Annotated in this window: 17 protein-coding genes; 15 read left to right on the top strand and 2 right to left on the bottom strand. The window is 59.8% G+C overall.

All coding sequences use genetic code 11. The annotated features are described in order from the left end of the window. Positions 1–68 precede the first annotated feature (68 nt). The 9 genes from tig to ACRCJM_RS08630 all read left to right on the top strand — a co-directional run bounded on the left by tig (position 69) and on the right by ACRCJM_RS08630 (position 9332). The gene (tig, locus tag ACRCJM_RS08590; RefSeq protein WP_431464593.1) at positions 69–1367 is read left to right on the top strand and encodes a trigger factor; all 1299 of its coding nucleotides are present in this window, start codon (positions 69–71) and stop codon (positions 1365–1367) included. A gap of 315 nt (positions 1368–1682) precedes the next feature. Then, the gene (locus tag ACRCJM_RS08595) at positions 1683–2705 is read left to right on the top strand and encodes a siderophore ABC transporter substrate-binding protein (RefSeq protein ID WP_431464594.1); all 1023 of its coding nucleotides are present in this window, start codon (positions 1683–1685) and stop codon (positions 2703–2705) included. 78 nt (positions 2706–2783) lie between these two features. Then, on the top strand, positions 2784–3782 hold the full coding sequence (locus ACRCJM_RS08600; RefSeq protein WP_431464595.1) for an ABC transporter permease: 999 nt from the start codon (positions 2784–2786) through the stop codon (positions 3780–3782). Further along, complete coding sequence (locus tag ACRCJM_RS08605) at positions 3763–4866, top strand: iron chelate uptake ABC transporter family permease subunit (protein WP_431464596.1); 1104 nt, start codon at positions 3763–3765, stop codon at positions 4864–4866. Before ACRCJM_RS08600 ends, ACRCJM_RS08605 begins: the two co-directional genes overlap by 20 nt. After that, a complete protein-coding gene (locus ACRCJM_RS08610; RefSeq protein ID WP_431464597.1) occupies positions 4863–5618 on the top strand; it encodes an iron ABC transporter ATP-binding protein in 756 nt (251 codons plus the stop codon). Before ACRCJM_RS08605 ends, ACRCJM_RS08610 begins: the two co-directional genes overlap by 4 nt. Before the next feature lie 168 nt (positions 5619–5786). After that, positions 5787–6407 carry an ATP-dependent Clp protease proteolytic subunit gene (locus ACRCJM_RS08615; protein ID WP_272878352.1) on the top strand — a complete coding sequence of 207 codons (621 nt, stop codon included), beginning with the start codon at positions 5787–5789 and terminating at the stop codon, positions 6405–6407. A 31-nt stretch (positions 6408–6438) separates the two neighbouring features. After that, positions 6439–7116 (top strand): ATP-dependent Clp protease proteolytic subunit, encoded by a 678-nt coding sequence (locus ACRCJM_RS08620; protein WP_185174588.1) that lies wholly within the window; start codon positions 6439–6441, stop codon positions 7114–7116. Between the two features lie 230 nt (positions 7117–7346). After that, positions 7347–8630 carry an ATP-dependent Clp protease ATP-binding subunit ClpX gene (gene clpX / locus ACRCJM_RS08625; protein WP_431464598.1) on the top strand — a complete coding sequence of 428 codons (1284 nt, stop codon included), beginning with the start codon at positions 7347–7349 and terminating at the stop codon, positions 8628–8630. A 75-nt stretch (positions 8631–8705) separates the two neighbouring features. After that, the gene (locus ACRCJM_RS08630; protein ID WP_431464599.1) at positions 8706–9332 is read left to right on the top strand and encodes a DsbA family oxidoreductase; all 627 of its coding nucleotides are present in this window, start codon (positions 8706–8708) and stop codon (positions 9330–9332) included. 118 nt (positions 9333–9450) lie between these two features. On the opposite strand, the gene valS is transcribed toward ACRCJM_RS08630, so the two are convergent. Then, positions 9451–12087: a valine--tRNA ligase gene (gene valS, locus ACRCJM_RS08635; protein WP_431464600.1), complete on the bottom strand. Its 2637-nt coding sequence runs from the start codon at positions 12085–12087 to the stop codon at positions 9451–9453. A 50-nt stretch (positions 12088–12137) separates the two neighbouring features. On the opposite strand from valS, the gene ACRCJM_RS08640 reads away from it, so the two are divergent. From ACRCJM_RS08640 to ACRCJM_RS08655, 4 genes are all read left to right on the top strand, one after another. Continuing rightward, positions 12138–12944 (top strand): SDR family oxidoreductase, encoded by an 807-nt coding sequence (locus ACRCJM_RS08640; protein WP_431464601.1) that lies wholly within the window; start codon positions 12138–12140, stop codon positions 12942–12944. Positions 12945–13077: 133 nt separating this feature from the next. After that, positions 13078–13899, top strand: coding sequence for a hypothetical protein (locus tag ACRCJM_RS08645; protein WP_431464602.1), 822 nt, complete (start codon positions 13078–13080; stop codon positions 13897–13899). A 158-nt stretch (positions 13900–14057) separates the two neighbouring features. After that, a complete protein-coding gene (locus ACRCJM_RS08650) occupies positions 14058–14729 on the top strand; it encodes an NADPH-dependent F420 reductase (protein WP_431464603.1) in 672 nt (223 codons plus the stop codon). A gap of 98 nt (positions 14730–14827) precedes the next feature. Next, complete coding sequence (locus ACRCJM_RS08655) at positions 14828–15550, top strand: sirohydrochlorin chelatase (protein WP_431464604.1); 723 nt, start codon at positions 14828–14830, stop codon at positions 15548–15550. Here the strand turns inward: ACRCJM_RS08655 and pdxY are convergent. After that, a complete protein-coding gene (gene pdxY / locus ACRCJM_RS08660; RefSeq protein WP_431464605.1) occupies positions 15540–16394 on the bottom strand; it encodes a pyridoxal kinase PdxY in 855 nt (284 codons plus the stop codon). The genes ACRCJM_RS08655 and pdxY overlap by 11 nt on opposite strands. A gap of 263 nt (positions 16395–16657) precedes the next feature. On the opposite strand from pdxY, the gene ACRCJM_RS08665 reads away from it, so the two are divergent. After that, positions 16658–17458, top strand: coding sequence for a phosphoadenylyl-sulfate reductase (locus tag ACRCJM_RS08665; protein ID WP_431464606.1), 801 nt, complete (start codon positions 16658–16660; stop codon positions 17456–17458). Next, complete coding sequence (cysD, locus tag ACRCJM_RS08670; protein WP_431464607.1) at positions 17440–18369, top strand: sulfate adenylyltransferase subunit CysD; 930 nt, start codon at positions 17440–17442, stop codon at positions 18367–18369. Before ACRCJM_RS08665 ends, cysD begins: the two co-directional genes overlap by 19 nt. Position 18370 lies beyond the last annotated feature (1 nt).

Below are 18370 nucleotides of genomic sequence, written 5' to 3' on the forward strand. Positions count from 1 at the left end.
GAACGTGTATACAGCCCCACTCTTTTCCGGGTGGTGGTTCCAATCAAGTTATCAGGAGATCAACGGACGTGAAGACTGCCGTCGAGAAGATCAACCCGACCCTCGCAAAGATTGAGGTCGAGGTTCCCTTCGCTGAGTTCAAGACCTACCTTGACCGTACCTACAAGTCACTGGCTAACCAGATTTCGGTTCCCGGTTTCCGCAAGGGTAAGACCCCTAAGGCTCTCATCGATCAGCGTGCAGGCTTTGACTTTGTTGTTGAGAACGCTCTGAACGATGCTCTGAACAGCTACTACTCACAGGCTCTGGCTGAGAATGAGCTGACCCCCCTGGCGCAGCCCGAGCTTGACATCGTGTCCAAGCCTGAAGAGGGTAATCGCGAAGCTGACGTTAAGCTGACCATCGAGGTCACCGTCCGCCCCGAGATTGAACTGCCTGACTACTCAGGTATCAAGGTTAAGGTTGCAAGCGTAGAGGTCACTGAAGAAGACGAGCAGAAGGCTCTCGATGCCCTGCGCGGCCGCTTCGGCACTCTGAAGGCTGTTGACCGCCCCGCTGCTGACGAAGACTTCCTGACCATCAACATCGCCGCTGAAATCGACGGTGAAGAGGTTGACGCCGCTAATGACCTGTCCTACCAGGTTGGTTCCGGCACCATGCTGGACGGCCTGGATGAGGCTGTTCTTGGTCTGTCTGCCGGTGAAGATGCAACTTTCGTAACCAAGCTTGCCGGTGGCGAGCACGCCGGTGAAGAGGCAACCGTTAAGGTTGAGGTCACCGCTGTTAAGGAGCGCGAGCTGCCTGAGGCTGACGACGACTTCGCTCAGCTGGCTTCAGAATTCGACACCATTGCCGAACTGAAGGAAGACCTGAAGAAGCAGGCTGCTGATTCCAAGGTTGCCGAGCAGGGTGCAGAAGCACGCGACAAGGTCCTCGACGCTCTGGTTGAACTGGTTGAAATCCCCGTTCCCGAGAAGGTCATCGAAGACCAGATGGCTCAGCACTTCAACGCTCCCGGCCAGGATGACGACCACGACACTGAAGAGCACCGCGCAGAGGTTCGCGAGAACACCGAGCGTGCCTTCAAGAACGAAATTATCCTCGACGCTATTGCTGAGAAGGAAGAAGTTTCTGTCGAGCAGGCTGAGCTGATTGACTACATCATCACCATGAGCCAGCAGTACGGCATGGACCCCAACCAGTTCGCTCAGATGCTCGACGGCTCAGGCCAGTCCGGCATGATCGTCGGCGAGGTTCGCCGTTCAAAGGCTCTGGCAGCTGTTCTGGCTCAGGCTGAGGTTAAGGACGCCGACGGCAAGACCGTTGACCTCTCATCCTTCCTGGGTGAGACCGCAGACGCTGAATAAGTTAGCGCCGCTGAGGCTCTAAAACTTTTCTAGCGCAAGCCCCCGCACGACCCTGATTGGGTTCTGGCGGGGGCTTTGTGCTGCCTGCGTTAAAACTCGTGGGAAGAGGCGGTCGCGGCCCCCGGCGTCCGCGGGTGAAAGTGGCTGACCTGGGCATTGGGAAGTCAAATACAGGAAATAAGTTAAATAAATATTCCGTAATAAGGGGTTTGGGGTTGCATAAGTAAGGTGGGGCTAACTAATCTTAGGTAAGTCAAGCCTTACACGATGTTGAGGCTTACCAAGTACACACCACTACCAGATATAGGAAAACCCGTGAAGGCCAACCGTATCTCCCTGCTTGCAGCCACTTCCGTTCTAGCACTGGCGCTAACTGCCTGTGGTGCAGGCACCACTGATGCCTCCAATGACTCGAGTGCCTCTACCTCCACCACCGCTTCTGGATCAGCGAGCCAGACCACTGGCACCGTCACTGTTACCGATAACTACGGTGAGGTCACCGTTACTGTACCTCCCCAGAAGGTAGCAGCCACCGATAACCGCACTTTTGAGGTACTCGAAGCCTGGGGCATTGACCTGGTTGCCGCTCCCGTCACCCTCGTTCCCGCAACCGTAGAGACCTACAAGAACGACTCCTCCATCACCGATATCGGCACCCACCGCGAGCCCAACCTGGAGCTGCTAGCTGCCGAAGAACCTGACCTTATTGTCAACGGCCAGCGCTTCTCACAGCACTACGATGCCATCAAGGAACTGAATCCCCAGGCCGCCATCCTGGAACTCGAACCTCGTGAAGGTGAGCCTCTAGATGCTGAACTCAAGCGCCAGGTCACCGTACTAGGTGAGGTCTTTGGTAAGCAGGCCGAAGCTGATCAGCTGATTGCTGACTTCGATGCGGCCCTGGCCCGCGCTAAGGCTGCCTACGACGGCGAATCCACCGTCATGGCCGTCAACGTCTCCGGCGGCGAAATCGGCTACATCGCACCCTCTATCGGCCGCACCTATGGCCCCATCTTTGATCTACTGGGTCTCAAGCCCGCCCTAGAGGTTGAAGGCTCATCAGATAACCACCAGGGTGACGATATCTCCGTAGAAGCTATTGCCGAAGCGAACCCCGATTGGTTGCTGGTTCTTGACCGTGACGCCGGTACCAGTAGCGACGAAGGTTCACCGGCTGCAGCTGACGTCATTGCCGGTAGCTCAGCACTGGCAAACGTCACCGCAATCACCAAGGAGCAGATTGCTTACGCGCCGGCTGATACCTACACCAACGAATCCATCATCACCTACACCGAGATTCTCAACGATCTTGCCGATAAGTTCGAAGCCGCTAAGTAACCTACCGGCTCAGACCCTATAACCAATGAAAAAGGAGTCATCCTGCCTCTGGGGCAGGGTGACTCCTTGAGGGCTTTTATGACGACTACAGAAATACCCCGAACAAGCCGTACTAGAACCTCAGTGTTCAGCGGTAAGTTCCTGCTTGCCAGCCTAGGAATTACCGCCTTGCTTGTGGTTTCACTGTTCACGGGGGAGTATGACATCTTCAACCAGCCGGACGGTGCTGCAATGTTTGCCATAACCCGCATACCCCGCACTGTCGCCCTGGTGCTTGCCGGGGCAGCTATGGCTATGTGCGGTCTGGTCATGCAGATGCTGACCCAGAACAAGTTCGTGGAACCAACCACGACCGGTACCACCGAATGGGCTAGTCTGGGTCTGCTCTTTATGCTCTATTTCTTCCCCGCGGCGAACCTCTTGCAGCAGATGACGGCGGCTATCGTTTTTGCTTTTATCGGCTCAATGGTCTTCTTCCTCTTCCTGCGCCGGGTATCTCTCAGGTCTTCCCTCATTGTGCCGATTGTGGGCATGATGCTGGGTGCTGTTGTTTCTGCCTTTACCACCTTCTTTGCCCTTCAGGCCAACCTGCTGCAGAACCTGGGTGTGTGGTTTGCCGGCAGTTTTACGTCTGTCATTAAGGGGCAGTACGAGGTGCTCTGGCTGGTGCTTCTGGTAGTTGCTGTTATCTTCTGGTATGCCGATCGGCTGACTGTTGCCGGTCTGGGACAGGAATTTGCAACCAATGTGGGCCTAAACTACGCCCAGATCATGCTGGTGGGTACCGCCCTCATCGCGGTTGCAACAGGTGTGGTGACCGTGGTGGTAGGAGCTTTACCATTTCTAGGACTGATTGTTCCTAACATCGTCAGTATGTTCCGCGGCGATGATCTTCGCTCTAACCTACCCTGGGTAGCCCTCACCGGTATCGGTGTTGTGACCGTCTGCGACCTGATTGGCCGCACCATCATTGCCCCCTTCGAAATCCCGGTTTCGGTCATTTTGGGCATTGTTGGAGCTCTCGTATTTATTGGTCTGATTGTGAAGGGGCGCCCTCGTGTACCAGCAGGCAAGTAAGGAAAGCCGGGTGGGGGCGTCCGCTCTACCCGAGATGACCACAGGCGCGGACGCCCGCCCCGCCTCCCGCAGGGCAGGCACCTCCCGTAGCGCTGGGGCTTTCAAGACCCCGTCCGCTGCCCGCACCTACTGGGTGCTCCTGGCAGCGCTCACCGCTGCAGCTGCGCTGGCAGCCTTTGGGCTCTTGGCCTACGCCAACCCCTTTGAGACCGGCACCCCCAAGTGGTGGCTCATTGCTGAGCGCCGCTCCAACGCCCTGATTGCGATGGCTGTAGCGGCTGTCTGCCAGGCTGTAGCAACGGTGGCTTTTCAGACGGTGACCAACAACCGCATCATCACCCCCGGTATTCTGGGCTTTCAGGCCCTCTACGCCGCGATTCACACGGCAACCATCTATTTCGCCGGGGCAGCCGGGCTGATTGCTGCCCGCACCCTCGACACCTTTATTTTCCAGCTGGTCATGATGGTGGCCCTGAGCCTCTTGCTCTACTCCTGGCTGCTGACCGGCAAACGGGCCAACATGCACGTCATGCTCCTGGTCGGTGTGGTACTGGGTGGGGGACTGGGGTCAGTCTCAACCTTCATGCAGCGCATGCTGACCCCCAGCGAGTTTGATATCCTGACCGCCCGCCTCTTCGCCTCGGTCAACAACGCCGACCCCGCCTACTACCCGGTAGCCCTGCCACTAGTCGTCCTGAGCGTCGCGGTGCTCTACGCAAAGTCCCGCACCCTCAACGCCCTCTCCCTGGGCGCACCCGCGGCTACCAACCTGGGAATCAACCACCGCCGCGAATCCATTATCGTGCTGGTGATCGTCGCTATCATGATGGCGGTCTCCACCGCCCTGGTCGGCCCGCTGACCTTCCTCGGCTTTTTGGTGGCAACCCTTACCTACCAGTTCGCCGATACCTACGACCACCGCTACCTCTTCCCCATGGCAACCGTGCTCTCCTTTGCCATTCTGGCGGTCTCCTACTTCATCATGAACCACATCTTCTCAGCCCAGGGAGTCGTTGGCATTATCATCGAACTGATCGGTGGCCTGATCTTCCTGATCGTTATCCTCCGAAAGGGCAAACTATGATCACCCTGAACCAGGTCGCCAAAAGCTACTCCGGTGAAACCAACATCGGCCCGGTTGACGTAGAGCTACCGTCTGGAGGTATCACAGCCCTGGTGGGCCCCAACGGTGCGGGAAAATCGACTCTGCTGACCATGGTCGGCCGCCTGCTGGATATCGATTCTGGCACCATCGAGATTGGCGGTCTCAACGTTGCCACCACAAAGTCCAAGGATCTGGCTAAAGTAGTTTCGATCCTGCGCCAGGAAAACCACTTCGTCACCAAACTCACCGTGCGCCAGCTGGTGGGCTTCGGGCGCTTCCCCTACACCGGGGGCCGACTCACCGCTGAAGACGAAGAAATTATTTCCCGTTACATCGACTTCCTCAACCTCACCACCCTCGAAAACCGCTACCTCGATGAACTCTCAGGTGGCCAGCGGCAGCGGGCCTACGTAGCCATGGTGCTCTGCCAGGAAACCGACTACGTACTTCTTGATGAGCCCCTCAATAACCTCGATATTTCCCACTCCGTGCAGATGATGCAGCACCTGCACAACGCCGCCCGCACCCTGGGTCGCACCATCATCGTGGTGCTGCACGACATCAATTTCGCCGCCCGCTACGCCGACTACATCTGCGCTATCAAGGACGGCAAACTAGCCCGCTTCGGAACCGTTGCAGAGATCATGCAAGATGACCTGCTCACCGATATCTTCAACACCCCCATCCAGGTGATCCAGGGCCCCAACGGCCCCATCGCCTGCTACCACTAGGCACCGTGCCCGCTCGCTCTTGCTCACAGCGTAGCGGGCACATGCCAACAGCGAACTGAAGGGCAAAAGGCAATTTTTGGAGCCCCAAAAGCGATAACCTAAGTGTCAAGCAAATCTTTGGCACCGGCGTCCGCGCGGGTGCTGCAACCGACACAAGGAGCGGAACACATGTCCTTCACCCCTGAAGCACACCAGGCCCCCGCCATGGAAACCCCCATGGGCGGCCAGGACGACTACGTCTACAACCGCCTGCTCAAGGAACGCATCATCTGGCTGGGCTCCGAGGTGCGCGACTCCAACGCCAACCGTATCTGCTCCCAGCTCCTGCTGCTCTCAGCTGAAGACCCCGAGGCAGATATCTACCTCTACATCAACTCACCCGGCGGCTCCGTCACCGCGGGCATGGCAATCTACGACACCATGCAGCTGATCCCCAACGACGTTGTCACCGTGGTCACCGGTATGGCAGCTTCCATGGGCCAGTTCCTGCTCACCGCAGGCGCCCCCGGTAAGCGCTACGCCACCCCCAACGCTCGCATCCTCATGCACCAGCCCTCCGGTGGCATCGGTGGCACCGCCTCCGACATCCGCACTCAGGCCCAGCTGATTCTCGACATGAAGAAGCGCCTGAGCGAAATCACCGCAGAGCGCACCGGCCAGACAGTTGAAACCATCCTGCGCGATAACGACCGCGACAACTGGTTCACCGCCGAAGAAGGCCTGGCCTACGGCTTCTTCGACAAGATTCTCGACAAGATCGGCCCGGCCACCAGTGCCACCGACAAGTAAACCGGCACAGAACTTTTTACAGGAGAAACGAATGATTCACCTTCCTTCATCAACCGCACCTGCCGGTATGCCCACCGACCGCTACGTGCTCCCCAACTTCGAAGAGCGCACCCCCTACGGCTACAAGCGCCAGGATCCCTACGCCAAGCTCTTTGAAGACCGCATCATCTTCCTGGGCGTGCAGGTCGACGACGCCTCAGCCGACGACATCATGGCCCAGCTGCTGGTGCTTGAGTCCCAGGACCCCGACCGCGACATCACCCTCTACATCAATTCACCCGGTGGCTCCTTCACCGCGATGACTGCTATCTACGACACCATGCAGTACATCCGCCCCGAAATTCAGACCGTCTGCCTGGGCCAGGCTGCCTCAGCTGCCGCCGTCCTTCTGGCAGCCGGTACCCCCGGTAAGCGCCTTGCCCTGCCCAACGCCCGCGTGCTGATTCACCAGCCCGCCCTCTCGGGTCAGCAGGGTGGCCAGGCTTCTGATATCGAGATCCACGCCAACGAGGTTATGCGTATGCGCGAGTGGACCGCCCAGACCCTGGCCCTGCACTCCGGCAAGACCTTTGAAGAGGTCGATAAGTCCATCGAGCGTGATAACATCCTTACCGCTAAGGGCGCTCTTGAGTACGGCATCGTTGACCAGGTGCTTGAATCCCGTAAGGCCGTCAAGCCCTCCTTCAACACCGCCGAGAAGCACGACTAAGCACTGCTCACGTTTAGACTCGGTGCGGACGCCGCCTCCCACCCCACCTGCCCCAAGGCAGGGAAGGGCAGGGGCGGCGTCCTTCTGTCTGCCAAGCGGTAGAGAAGGAATAGCCCGCCCGGTTCAACTGTTAAGTCATAAAGACGTAACCTTGCTTGAACCGTCACATGTTGGGCTAGGCAGGTTTTCACGGTAGATTAGGTAGAGGAACCCAAGGAAAGGTAGGGTCTATGGCTCGCCTAGGCGATAGCACCACTCTTCCCAAATGCTCATTTTGTGGGAAGAACCAGCGACAGGTTCGTAAACTGATCGCCGGCCCCAACATTTACATCTGCGATGAATGCATTGAACTGTGCAACGAGATTCTCGAAGAAGAGCTCGCCGATGTGAAAGATTTGGGTGCCGTTGAAGAGCTTCCCACCCCGCGTGAAATCTTTGACCACTTGCAGGAGTACGTGATCGGCCAGGAGGCTGCCAAGCGTGCTCTATCTGTTGCTGTTTACAACCACTACAAGCGTATTCGGGCCCAGCAGAGCCCTGCCTTTGAGGCCAAGGAGCTTTTGGCGACCGAGGGCGAAGACGTAGAGATTGCTAAGTCTAATATTCTCTTGGTTGGCCCCACCGGCTCGGGTAAGACCTACCTGGCTCAGACTCTGGCTAAGAAACTCAACGTACCTTTTGCCGTTGCCGACGCCACCAGCCTAACCGAGGCCGGCTACGTGGGCGAGGACGTTGAAAACATCCTGCTCAAGCTCATCCAGGCTGCTGACGGTGATATTGAAAAGGCCCAGCGCGGCATTATCTATATCGACGAAATCGATAAGATTTCCCGCAAGGCCGACAACCCCTCCATCACCCGGGACGTATCGGGTGAGGGTGTGCAGCAGGCCCTGCTCAAGATTCTTGAGGGCACCGAGGCAGCTGTGCCCCCGCAGGGCGGGCGGAAGCACCCCCAGCAGGACTTCCTCAAGATTAATACCGCCAATATCCTCTTCATCGTCGCCGGTGCTTTTGCCGGTATCGAAGAGATTGTGGGCGGGCGAGTGGGCCGCAAGGGCATCGGCTTTGGCGCATCTATTGACCAGGCCGCTAAAGAGAGCGATATTCTCACCAAGCTCATGCCTGAAGACCTGCTGAAGTTTGGTCTGATTCCCGAGTTTATTGGGCGTCTGCCCGTGCTGGCGACCCTGGGTAAACTTACCGAATCTGACTTAAAGCGGATTCTGACCGAGCCTAAGAATGCCCTGGTTAAGCAGTACAAGCGCATGTTTGCCCTCGACGGGGTAGAACTCATTTTTGAGGACGCCGCCGTGGCAGCGATTGCCCGTCAGGCAGTTGAGCGTGACACCGGTGCCCGTGGCTTACGCTCCATCATGGAATCGATTCTGCAGCCGGTCATGTTCGATGTACCTAGCCGCACTGACGTGACTACAGTGATTATTGATGAGGCTGTAGTAGCGGGGGAGAAGGACCCGATTCTGGTGCTGGAAGCCCCCGAGAAAAAATCTGCCTAAAACGTTCCCGCTGTCGGTGCTTGTACATGCCGGCAGCGGGCTCTTCTATGTCACCCCTAACTGAAAGGTAACCCCGTGGCTGAAAATACTGTTGATTTCTGGTTTGACCCTACCTGCCCCTGGTGCTGGATGACTTCCCGCTGGATTAAGGAAGTGGAGACCCAGCGCGACGTTGCTGTCACCTGGCACCCCTTCTCCCTGGCCGTCCTGAACGAGGGACGCGACCTTGACCCTGACTACCGCGAGCATATCGATAACACCTGGGGTCCGGCCCGTGTTGCCACCGCTGTGGCAGAGCAGTACGGCCAAGAGAAGCTGGACGAGCTCTACACCGCTTTGGGCGAGCAGATCCACCACCAGAAGAATAAGGAGGGCACCTACTTCGAGAAGGCTATCGAGGCTGCCCTGGCTGAGGTGGGCCTACCTGCTGAGCTTGCCCAGGTTGCCTTTACCGAAGAGTACGATGAGCAGATGCGCGCCTCCACCCGTGCTGGCCTGGACTCAGCCGGTGGCGACGATATCGGCGTGCCCCTGATGAGCATCAACGGAGTGACCTTCTTTGGCCCCGTGATGTCACCGGCTCCCACCGGTGAAGAAGCCGCCAAGGTCTTCGACGGCGCGGTAGCCCTAGCCTCTTACCCCGGCTTCTTTGAAATCAAGCGCCCCCGCAACGTCGGCCCGATTTTCAACACCGAAAAGTAGTAGCGAGGGGTGCTTTATACCCCTGTTACTGAATACACGAAAGGCCCGGTTCCAGAAGCTCTGGAACCGGGCCTTATCGTATGATGCAGCTATACCGGGGTATGCATGCCCAATAACATTAGCTTTCTTCTTCGGTAATCAGCACAACGTCAGTGACCGCCAGCTCGCCCTCTGCTTCGGTGAGAGTGAGGTCGCGGGCGTTGCCTGCTGCCTTGAGGTCGCCAAGACCGCCGCGGATGCGGGTAAGGTCGTCCGCTGAACCGGTGATGGTTGCGGTTTCAACCTCGGTACGCTGCTTGACCTGGGCTTCTGACTTGGCCTTACGCAGACCGCCCAGGGCAGCTGCGACGGTGGGCAGGACGGCGGGGTCGGCGTCCGCTACGGCGGCTGCGAAGCCCTCGGTGGTGGGCCAGGGGGCGCGATGTACTGAGCCTGCTCGCCACCAGGACCAGATTTCGTCGGTGACGAAGGGCAGGAAGGGGGCGAAAAGGCGCAGCATAGCATCGAGGGTGGTAGCCAGAGCGGCCAGGACGGAGGCCTGTTCTGCTTCGCCGACGTTGCCGTAGGCACGGTCCTTGATGAGTTCTACGAAGTCGTCGGTGAAGTGCCAGAAGAAGGTCTCTGAGATCTGCAGGGCACGGGCGTACTCGTAGTTCTCAAAAGCAGCGGTGGCTTCGTCAACGAGGGCAGCGAGACGGGCCAGCAGGGAGCGGTCCAGCTCGTTGGTCAGGACGCCCGCGGCAGCCTGGTCGGTGATGACCGAGTTGGCGGTGGCGCCCAGGCCGAGCACGAACTTGGAGGCGTTCAGCAGCTTGATGGCCAGGCGGCGGCCGATCTTCATCTGGGCCTCGTCGTAGGCGGTATCGGCACCGAGCTTGGCGCTGGCAGCCCAGTAGCGAACGGCGTCCGAACCGTACTTTTCCAGAACTTCGTTGGGGACCACGACGTTGCCCTTAGACTTGGACATCTTCTTGCGGTCCGGGTCCAGGATCCAGCCGGAAAGGGCGGTGTCGGTCCAGGGGACGGAGTTCTCCAGGGAGTTGGAGCGAACCACGGTGGAGAAGAGCCAGGTGCGGATGATGTCGTGGCCCTGGGGGCGCAGGTCCATGGGGAAGGTGACCTTGTGCAGGTTCTCGTCCACGGCCCAGCCGGTGGCAATCTGCGGGGTCAGGGATGAGGTGGCCCAGGTGTCGAGGACGTCGGGGTCGGCGATGAAGCCGCCGGGCACGCCGCGCTGGTCTTCGGTGTAGCCGGGGGCGGCGTCCGAAGCGGGGTCGACCGGGAGCATCTCTTCACTGGGGATGATGGGCTCGTCGTAGTTAGGTTCGCCGTCGGCATCGAGCTTGTACCAGATGGGGAAGGGCACGCCGAAGAAGCGCTGGCGGGAAATGAGCCAGTCACCGTTGAGGCCTTCAACCCAGTTCTCGTAGCGGGAGCGCATGAAGGCGGGGTGCCAGGTGATTTCACGTCCGCGCTCTACCAGGGCCTCACGACGGTAGGCATCGCGGCCACCGTTGCGGATATACCACTGGCGGGAGGCCACGATTTCAAGAGGCTTATCGCCCTTTTCGTAGAACTTAACCGGGTGGGTGATGGGCTTGGGGTCGCCATCCATTTCACCGGCTTCAACCAGCATCTCAACGACGGTCTTCTGGGCGGTGAACACGGTGGCACCTGCCATGCGCTCGTAGCGCTCGCGGCCCTCGGCGGAGGTAATCCACTCGGGGGTGTCGGTGGCGAAGCGGCCGTCGCGGCCAATCAAGGCACGGGTGGGCAGCTGGAGCTCGCGCCACCAGGTGACGTCGGTGGTGTCGCCGAAGGTACAAATCATGGCGATACCGGCGCCCTTGTCGGGCTGGGCCAGGGGGTGGGCCTTGATCTCGACCTCAACGCCAAAGAGGGGAGAGGTGACCTTGGTGCCGAAGAGGGGCTTGTAGCGCTCATCGTCGGGGTGGGCGACCAGGGCAACACAGGAGGGCAGCAGCTCGGGGCGGGTGGTCTCGATCCAGACCTTCTCGCCGTTCTCGCGGTGGAAGGAGATGCGGTGGTAGGCGCCGGGGCGTTCCTTGTCTTCCAGTTCTGCCTGGGCCACCGCGGTGCGGAAGGTGACATCCCACATGGTGGGGGCCTCTGCCATGTAGGCATCGCCGCTGGCCAGGTCGTTGAGGAAGGCCAGCTGGGAGACCTTGCGGGAGTGGGCGTCGATGGTGCGGTAGGTGTGGGACCAGTCGACGGACAGACCCAGGGTGGTGAAGAGCTCTTCGAAGACCTTTTCGTCCTCTACCGCCAGGATCTCGCACAGCTCGATGAAGTTCTGGCGGGAGATACGGGGCCAGTCGCGCTGGTTCTTGGCAGGCTTTTCGGGAGCCTTGAAATCGGGGTCGTAGGGGATAGCGGGGTCGCAGAGTACGCCATAGTAGTTCTGCACGCGACGCTCGGTGGGTAGGCCGTTGTCGTCCCACCCCAGGGGGTAGAAGACGTTCTTGCCCTTCATGCGCTGGTACCGGGCAATCACGTCGGTCTGGGTGTAGGAGAACATGTGACCTACGTGCAGGGAGCCGGACGCTGTGGGCGGCGGGGTGTCGATGGAGTAGACCTGCTCGCGGGTGGTATTCGGGTCGAAAGCGTAGGTCTTATTGGCGGCCCAGTTCTCGGTGAACTTCTTTTCGAGGCCTTCGAGGCCGGGCTTCGCGGGGACGGTAATTTCTACGGTGTTTTCTGCGGGCGTGTCTGTGCCCTGGTTGATTTCAGCCATGGTGCCTATTCTCTCACGAATAAAAATATGTTGCAGGTTAGGCTAGTGCTATGACTACTTCATCACTTCCCGCAAACCCTTTTGCCCCCGATGTCCAGGCCGGTAAGATCGCCGTGGTGACCGGTGCCTCTTCCGGTATCGGCCGGGCTACCGCTGAACTTATGGCCGCTACCGGCTGGACGGTCTACGCTGTGGCCCGCCGCGCCGAGCGCCTCGAAGAACTTGCCTCGCGCACTTCGGTGCGCCCGGTCGTCCTCGATATTACGGACGCCGACGCGGTATCTGCCCGCGCCCAGGAGATTCTGGGGGAAACCGGCGGCCGTCTTGACGCCCTGGTCAATATTTCCGGCGGTGCTATCGGGGCTGATTCTGTAGCTAACGCTGACCCCGCTGGCTGGTCGGCCATGTTCGAGCTCAACGTGATTGGCACCCTCAATATGGTCAAGGCCTTCCTACCAGCCCTGCGCGAGAACGGCCAGGGCACCGTGCTCAACCTGACCTCAACCGCAGCCGAAGCCGGCTACGAAGGGGGAGCGGGCTACAACGCCGCCAAGTTCGGGGAGCGGGCCCTGACCGAGACCCTGCGTCTCGAAGAGGCGGAACACAATGTGCGCGTGATTGAGGTACGCCCCGGCATGGTGCACACCGAAGAGTTCTCCCGCAACCGCCTGGGGTCGGACGAGGCTGCGGCTAAGGTCTACGCGGGCGTTGAGAAGCCCCTGCTGGCTGAGGACGTCGCCCAGACCGTCACCTTTGCCGTGAACATCCCCCAGCACATCAACCTGGACCACATCACCATGCGCCCGGTCGCCCAGGCTGCCCAGTACAAGGTGATTCGCCGGCCCGCAGCCTCCTAGCCGGAGCGGCCAGAGCGGCCAGAGGGCGGGGTGAGCCCGCGTCATCTTCTTGAAAGCGACTTGCCAGCATGCTTAGTATGAGAAGAGGGAGCCCACTACGGTAACCAACCATCAATCAAAGGAGATGATGACCGTGAAGCGCAACCCCCGCACCCGCCCCGCCCTCACCGACCGGCCCGCCTGCTGGCGTCCTGCCCTCGGAACACTGGTCCTTGCGCCCCTCCTGGCCGCCTGCGCCGGTGGTGCTGAAGCTCCAGCGCAGGCACCGGCTCAAACCTCTGCCCCCGTTTCTGCCTCTGCGTCCGCACCAGCAAGCACTTCTACGCCCTCAAGCTCCCCGGTAGCCTCCACATCTGAGGCTCTTAAAGACACCTGCCTAGACCGCTGCACCCACTACGAAACCATTGAAGCCACCCACCCTGCCCTTGGGCCGGTAGAGATCCGTACCTACGGTTGGGATATGAACCCGGGGTCAGCCCCCTCTCAGATGCAACTGGCCTACGCCGTATATCAGGACGGCCAGCCCATCGGCTTCTACGAGGGCCTGGGCAATGCCTACGCCTTCATCGCTACGCACACCGTGATGGGCAACATGATCTGGAATCTTGAGAACGGCACCAATATTGACCGCTACGGAAACATCTATCTAGCAACGGATAGGTCCGTGGTCGTCCTAGCACCCACCGATACCGGGTACAGTCAGGAGGGCACCCTGCCGTCCGCGCCGGTAGAGAAACCCAGGTTCGAAATTCAGCCCTTCTTCGACGAGGCCGGCGAGCCCGCAGCCGGCCTGCACCTCGATGCGGACGGGGAAGCCTACCTTGTTCTGGGGAAGGACGACAGCGGAGAAGTGCGGCAGGTCAGCATTACCGGGCCGCTAGGGGAGGAAGGGTCGACCGTTTACACCGGTTGCACCAGCACTGAGCCCCGCTGTGGTTTCATTGTTGGCCGCTAGGTTGTGATTGTGAGGCTGTTGGCCAAATTGTTCCCTTCGTTGGGGTCGGGGCTCGTCTTGTGTCGAATTAAGACGCGACCCAACCCCTTTTGTTGAAAATTAAGAGCGCGAGAGTAAAGTGAAAATAGTCAATAAATGAACTAAATAAGGGGTTTGAGATGACCACAGCAATCATTGGAACAGGGCGCATTGGCTCACAGGTCGCCCTCCGCCTGGCTCGCGGGGGAGAAGAGATACTGGTTGCAGCATCAGATCTCGAATCGGCTCAGAAATCAGCTCAAGAACTGGGGCTAGGTATTCGGGCTGGTACCGTCGAGCAGGTCATTGACGAGGCAGACACAGTTGTCTTCGCTACGATGTTCCCCGTTACTCAGCAGTTGCTACAGGAACACTCTTCACAGTTGGTGGACAAGGTTGTTGTTGATCCATCCAACAACTTCCGGGTTGCTGATGATGGCCGGGCGGTTTCCGCCAACCCAGAAGGGTCCTCAGCTGGCCAGCAGAACGCTGCCCTTCTTCCTGAGGGCGCTCATTTCGTCAAAGCACTGGGAACCATGAGTGCGGCTAATCTGGGCAAAGAAACTACCGGTAGCGGCGAAAAGGTGGCTCAACTTTTTGCAACGGACGACCCTGTAGCGCAAGAGCGCATTACCCACCTATTGCGTCTGGGTGGCTGGGAGCCCGTCAAGGCTGGCGGCTTGGACATTGCTTCCAGAATTGAGGTCGGTGGTGCCTGGCACGACCGCGGTGGACTTGGCGGACGGATTCTCAGCAAGGAGGAAGCGGAGAAACTGGTCAGCCAACCCCTTGCTGAGGAATCAGCACGATAAAAGCGGGAGAAGCGCACCTGCCAGTCGATCGATTGTGCTGTACAGTGGGTGGGGTCAGCCCCACCCACTGTGCTGTATGAGCAGCAGACTGGAGCCCCATGATTCACCTGGTCGCCACCTCCCACGGAACCGATAACCCCCAGGGCCGCGAAGCCGTCAACCTCATCCGCGAGCAGCTCACTGCCCTGGTCGAGGCCCAGGCCCCAGGAACCTACACCGTGCACGAAGCCTACGTTGATGTGCAAGAACCCGCCCTGCCGCAGGTGCTGCAGGCCCTACCGTCCGGGGCAACCGTCGTCCTGGTGCCCCTGCTACTCTCACCGGGCTACCACACCGAACACGATATGAGGCAGGCAGCAGCAGGCGCTAGCCACCTGACCACCGCAGTAGCCCGCGCCCTCGGCCCTTCCGCAGCCCTGGCTAAGCTGCAACGCCAGCGCCTCGAAGAGGCAGGCTGGGACGGCTACGACGATATTGCGCTTGCAGCAGCCGGTTCCTCCAGGGCGGACGGCCGTGAAGCGGTGCTCTATCAGGCAGAAGTTTTCAGCACCCTGCTCAGCCGGCAGGTGCCCTACGGTTTTGTTGCCGACATTGAACCCACTATCGAACAGGCCTGGGAGAGCAACCAGGCCGAATACATCTCAACCTACCTGCTGGCCCGCGGCTACTTCCACAGCAAACTCACCAAGGCTTACCAGGGCACAGAAAAGGCGGTCGTCGCCGAGCCGCTGGTGCTTCCCGGTGACGCCGCCTCTGCTGCGGTTGTCGCTTCGGTTGCCCTAGAGAGGGCCACCGAAGCCTTAGCTGCTCTTAGCGCTTAACCGCTACAGCCTCAAAGGTCTCAGCAGGTTCAACGTAGGCCTGCTGGGACTCAATCAGCTGAAGTTCACGCTGGCCCGAGGCCAGGGTGTTCTTCAGCAGTTCGTAGACGCTGGCAGTGGTGAGTTCCAGGGCCTCCTTTAGGCCCTTACCCGATGCGAAGTGAGAGGCAAACAGGGCCTGGGTAACGTCGCCTGAGCCGTTGGCCTTCATAGGCAGACGCGGGGTAGTAATCAGCCAGGCCTCGTCGCCCGAAACAGCCAGCATCTGGATTGAATCCTCGGGAGTTTCGGGGGTGTTCACGCTGGTCACCAGCACGGTCTGGGGGCCAATCTTCTGGGCTGCAGCCACAGACTCGAGAACCTCATCCAGGGTCTTGGGGTCGGTACCGGTTACAAAGCCCAGCTCAAACTGGTTGGGGGTGATGATGTCGGCGTGCTGAATGACGCGGTCGCGAATCAGCTCCTGCACCTCGGGGGAGACAAAGCAGCCACTGGTGGCATTGCCCAGCACCGGATCGCAGGAGTAGAGGACGTTCGGGTTGGCTGCGCGGGCCTTGGCAACGGCATCGAGGATGGCGTCGCCGATGGAAGAGCCACCCTGATAGCCGGAAATCACCAGGGCGGTATCGGTCAGACCGCCGCGTTCCTCGATGCCGGTGACAATTTCGCGGACGTCGTCGCCCGAAATTAGCGGCCCACGCCAAGCACCGTAGCCGGTGTGGTTCGAGAAGAGGACGGTGTTGACGGGCATGACCTCGTGGCCAAGACGCTGGAGGGGGAAAACGGCAGCTGAATTACCTACGTGGCCGTAAGCTACAGCGGACTGAATAGACAAAATACGCATAAACACCATTGTGGCACGCCCTGGGTCTACCTGCGGTACGCACGTTTCATTAGATGACAAGTAAGCCTGCAACCAGTGGCGCACAGTAGTGGGCTGCAAGGGCCTCAAGCAAACCTAGGGCCGTAAAAATTACCCCCGGTGAATACCTATGACGTAAAAATGTCGCCCCGTGACCTGGCCCCCGCAATAACTCGACCACCCCGCCCCCATAAGCCTAGACTTTCAAACAATTCGACCCTAAGAACTGTTATGAAAGGAGCGCTATGGAACCCTCACCCGTGAGCTTTAAAAACTTTGGTCTTGGCTCACCGGCCGCAGCGCTGGAAGATCCGGCTATCAGCCCGGAGGGCACGCCTGAGCCCGCCCAGCTCTCTGACGCCGAGAAAGAAGCCAACCGGCAACTCGTAGATCGCTATGCCGAAGCCCTCTACGATGCAAGTGCCGAAGAAATCCTGACCTGGGCCCACGAACACGTGACGGGCAAGCTGGTGGTAACCCTCTCCATGGAAAACACGGTGCTCGCCGAACTGGCTAGCCGCTACCTGCCTGACTCCGACTTCCTCTTTCTTGATACCGGCTACCACTTTCCCGAGACCCTTGACGTGGCCCAGCAGGTAGAGGAACGCTACCCCCAGAACCTGGTCAGAGCCAAGCCCCTGCTCACCGTGGGCCAGCAGGACGCCCGCTACGGCATCAACCTCTACGGCACCGATCCCGCAGCCTGCTGCCGCATGCGCAAGGTCGAGCCCCTGGCAGCGTCCATGGCCCCCTACACCGGCTGGATTACCGGCCTCCGCCGGGCAGATTCACCGCTTCGCGCCACCACCCCGGCACTGGACATAGACCCCAACGGCAGACTCAAGATCTCACCCCTGGTTACCTGGAGCCTTGAAGATACCGACCGGTACATCGAGGATAAGAACCTCATAGTTCACCCCCTGACCAAGGCAGGCTACCCCTCAATCGGCTGCGCCCCCTGCACCGCCAAGGTTGAAGCCGGCCAGGACCCCCGCAGCGGACGCTGGGCAGGGTTCACCAAGACAGAATGCGGACTACACACATGAGCACCACAACAACAGAAACCCTTTCACCCCACCTCAAAGACCTAGAAAACGAGTCAATCCACATCCTGCGCGAAGTAGCCGGGCAATTCGACAAGGTCGCCCTGCTCTTCTCAGGCGGTAAAGACTCCGTTGTCGTCTACGAACTAGCCCGCCGTGCCTTTGCCCCTGCCCCGGTTCCTTTCGAGCTGCTTCACGTTGATACCGGCCACAACTTCCCTGAAGTTATCGACTTCCGCGACCGCCTGGTGGAGCGCACCGGCGCCCGCCTGCGCGTGGCCAAAGTCCAGGACTGGATCGACCGGGGAGAACTCCAGGAGCGCCCCGACGGCACCCGCAACCCCCTGCAGACCGTCCCCCTGGTCGAAACCATCGAAGAACAAGGCTACGACGCGGTGCTCGGTGGCGCTCGCCGCGATGAGGAACGAGCCCGCGCCAAAGAGCGCATCTTCTCGGTACGCGACGCCTTCGGCGGCTGGGACCCCCGCCGCCAGCGCCCCGAGCTGTGGAACCTTTACAACGGAGGCCACCTGCCCGGCGAGAACATCCGCGTCTTCCCCATCTCCAACTGGACCGAAGCCGACATCTGGGAATACATCGGAGCCCGCGCAATCGAGCTTCCCCCCATCTACTTCTCCCACGAGCGCGAAGTCTTCAACCGCGACGGTATGTGGCTGACCGCAGGGGAGTGGGGTGGACCCACCGAGGGCGAACCCCTTGAAACCCGCCGGGTACGCTACCGTACCGTCGGCGATATGAGTTGCACCGGCGCCGTCCTGTCTGAAGCCAGCACAGTACAGGACATCATCACCGAAATCTCCACCTCAACCCTGACCGAACGCGGCGCAACCCGCGCGGACGACCGCCTGAGCGAATCCGCCATGGAAGACCGTAAGAAGGAAGGTTATTTCTAAA

Origin of the sequence: Rothia sp. L_38, assembly GCF_050689125.1 — a bacterium.
In the GTDB taxonomy this organism is placed as follows: domain Bacteria; phylum Actinomycetota; class Actinomycetes; order Actinomycetales; family Micrococcaceae; genus Rothia.

Coding starts and splice junctions, on each gene's coding strand:
- ACRCJM_RS08600 (WP_431464595.1), top strand. CDS start 2,784: ATGACGACTACAGAAATACCCCGAACAAGCCGTACTAGAACCTCAGTG.
- ACRCJM_RS08610 (WP_431464597.1), top strand. CDS start 4,863: ATGATCACCCTGAACCAGGTCGCCAAAAGCTACTCCGGTGAAACCAAC.
- ACRCJM_RS08615 (WP_272878352.1), top strand. CDS start 5,787: ATGTCCTTCACCCCTGAAGCACACCAGGCCCCCGCCATGGAAACCCCC.
- ACRCJM_RS08620 (WP_185174588.1), top strand. CDS start 6,439: ATGATTCACCTTCCTTCATCAACCGCACCTGCCGGTATGCCCACCGAC.
- clpX (WP_431464598.1), top strand. CDS start 7,347: ATGGCTCGCCTAGGCGATAGCACCACTCTTCCCAAATGCTCATTTTGT.
- valS (WP_431464600.1), bottom strand. CDS start 12,087: ATGGCTGAAATCAACCAGGGCACAGACACGCCCGCAGAAAACACCGTA.
- ACRCJM_RS08640 (WP_431464601.1), top strand. CDS start 12,138: ATGACTACTTCATCACTTCCCGCAAACCCTTTTGCCCCCGATGTCCAG.
- ACRCJM_RS08650 (WP_431464603.1), top strand. CDS start 14,058: ATGACCACAGCAATCATTGGAACAGGGCGCATTGGCTCACAGGTCGCC.
- ACRCJM_RS08655 (WP_431464604.1), top strand. CDS start 14,828: ATGATTCACCTGGTCGCCACCTCCCACGGAACCGATAACCCCCAGGGC.
- pdxY (WP_431464605.1), bottom strand. CDS start 16,394: ATGCGTATTTTGTCTATTCAGTCCGCTGTAGCTTACGGCCACGTAGGT.
- ACRCJM_RS08665 (WP_431464606.1), top strand. CDS start 16,658: ATGGAACCCTCACCCGTGAGCTTTAAAAACTTTGGTCTTGGCTCACCG.
- cysD (WP_431464607.1), top strand. CDS start 17,440: ATGCGGACTACACACATGAGCACCACAACAACAGAAACCCTTTCACCC.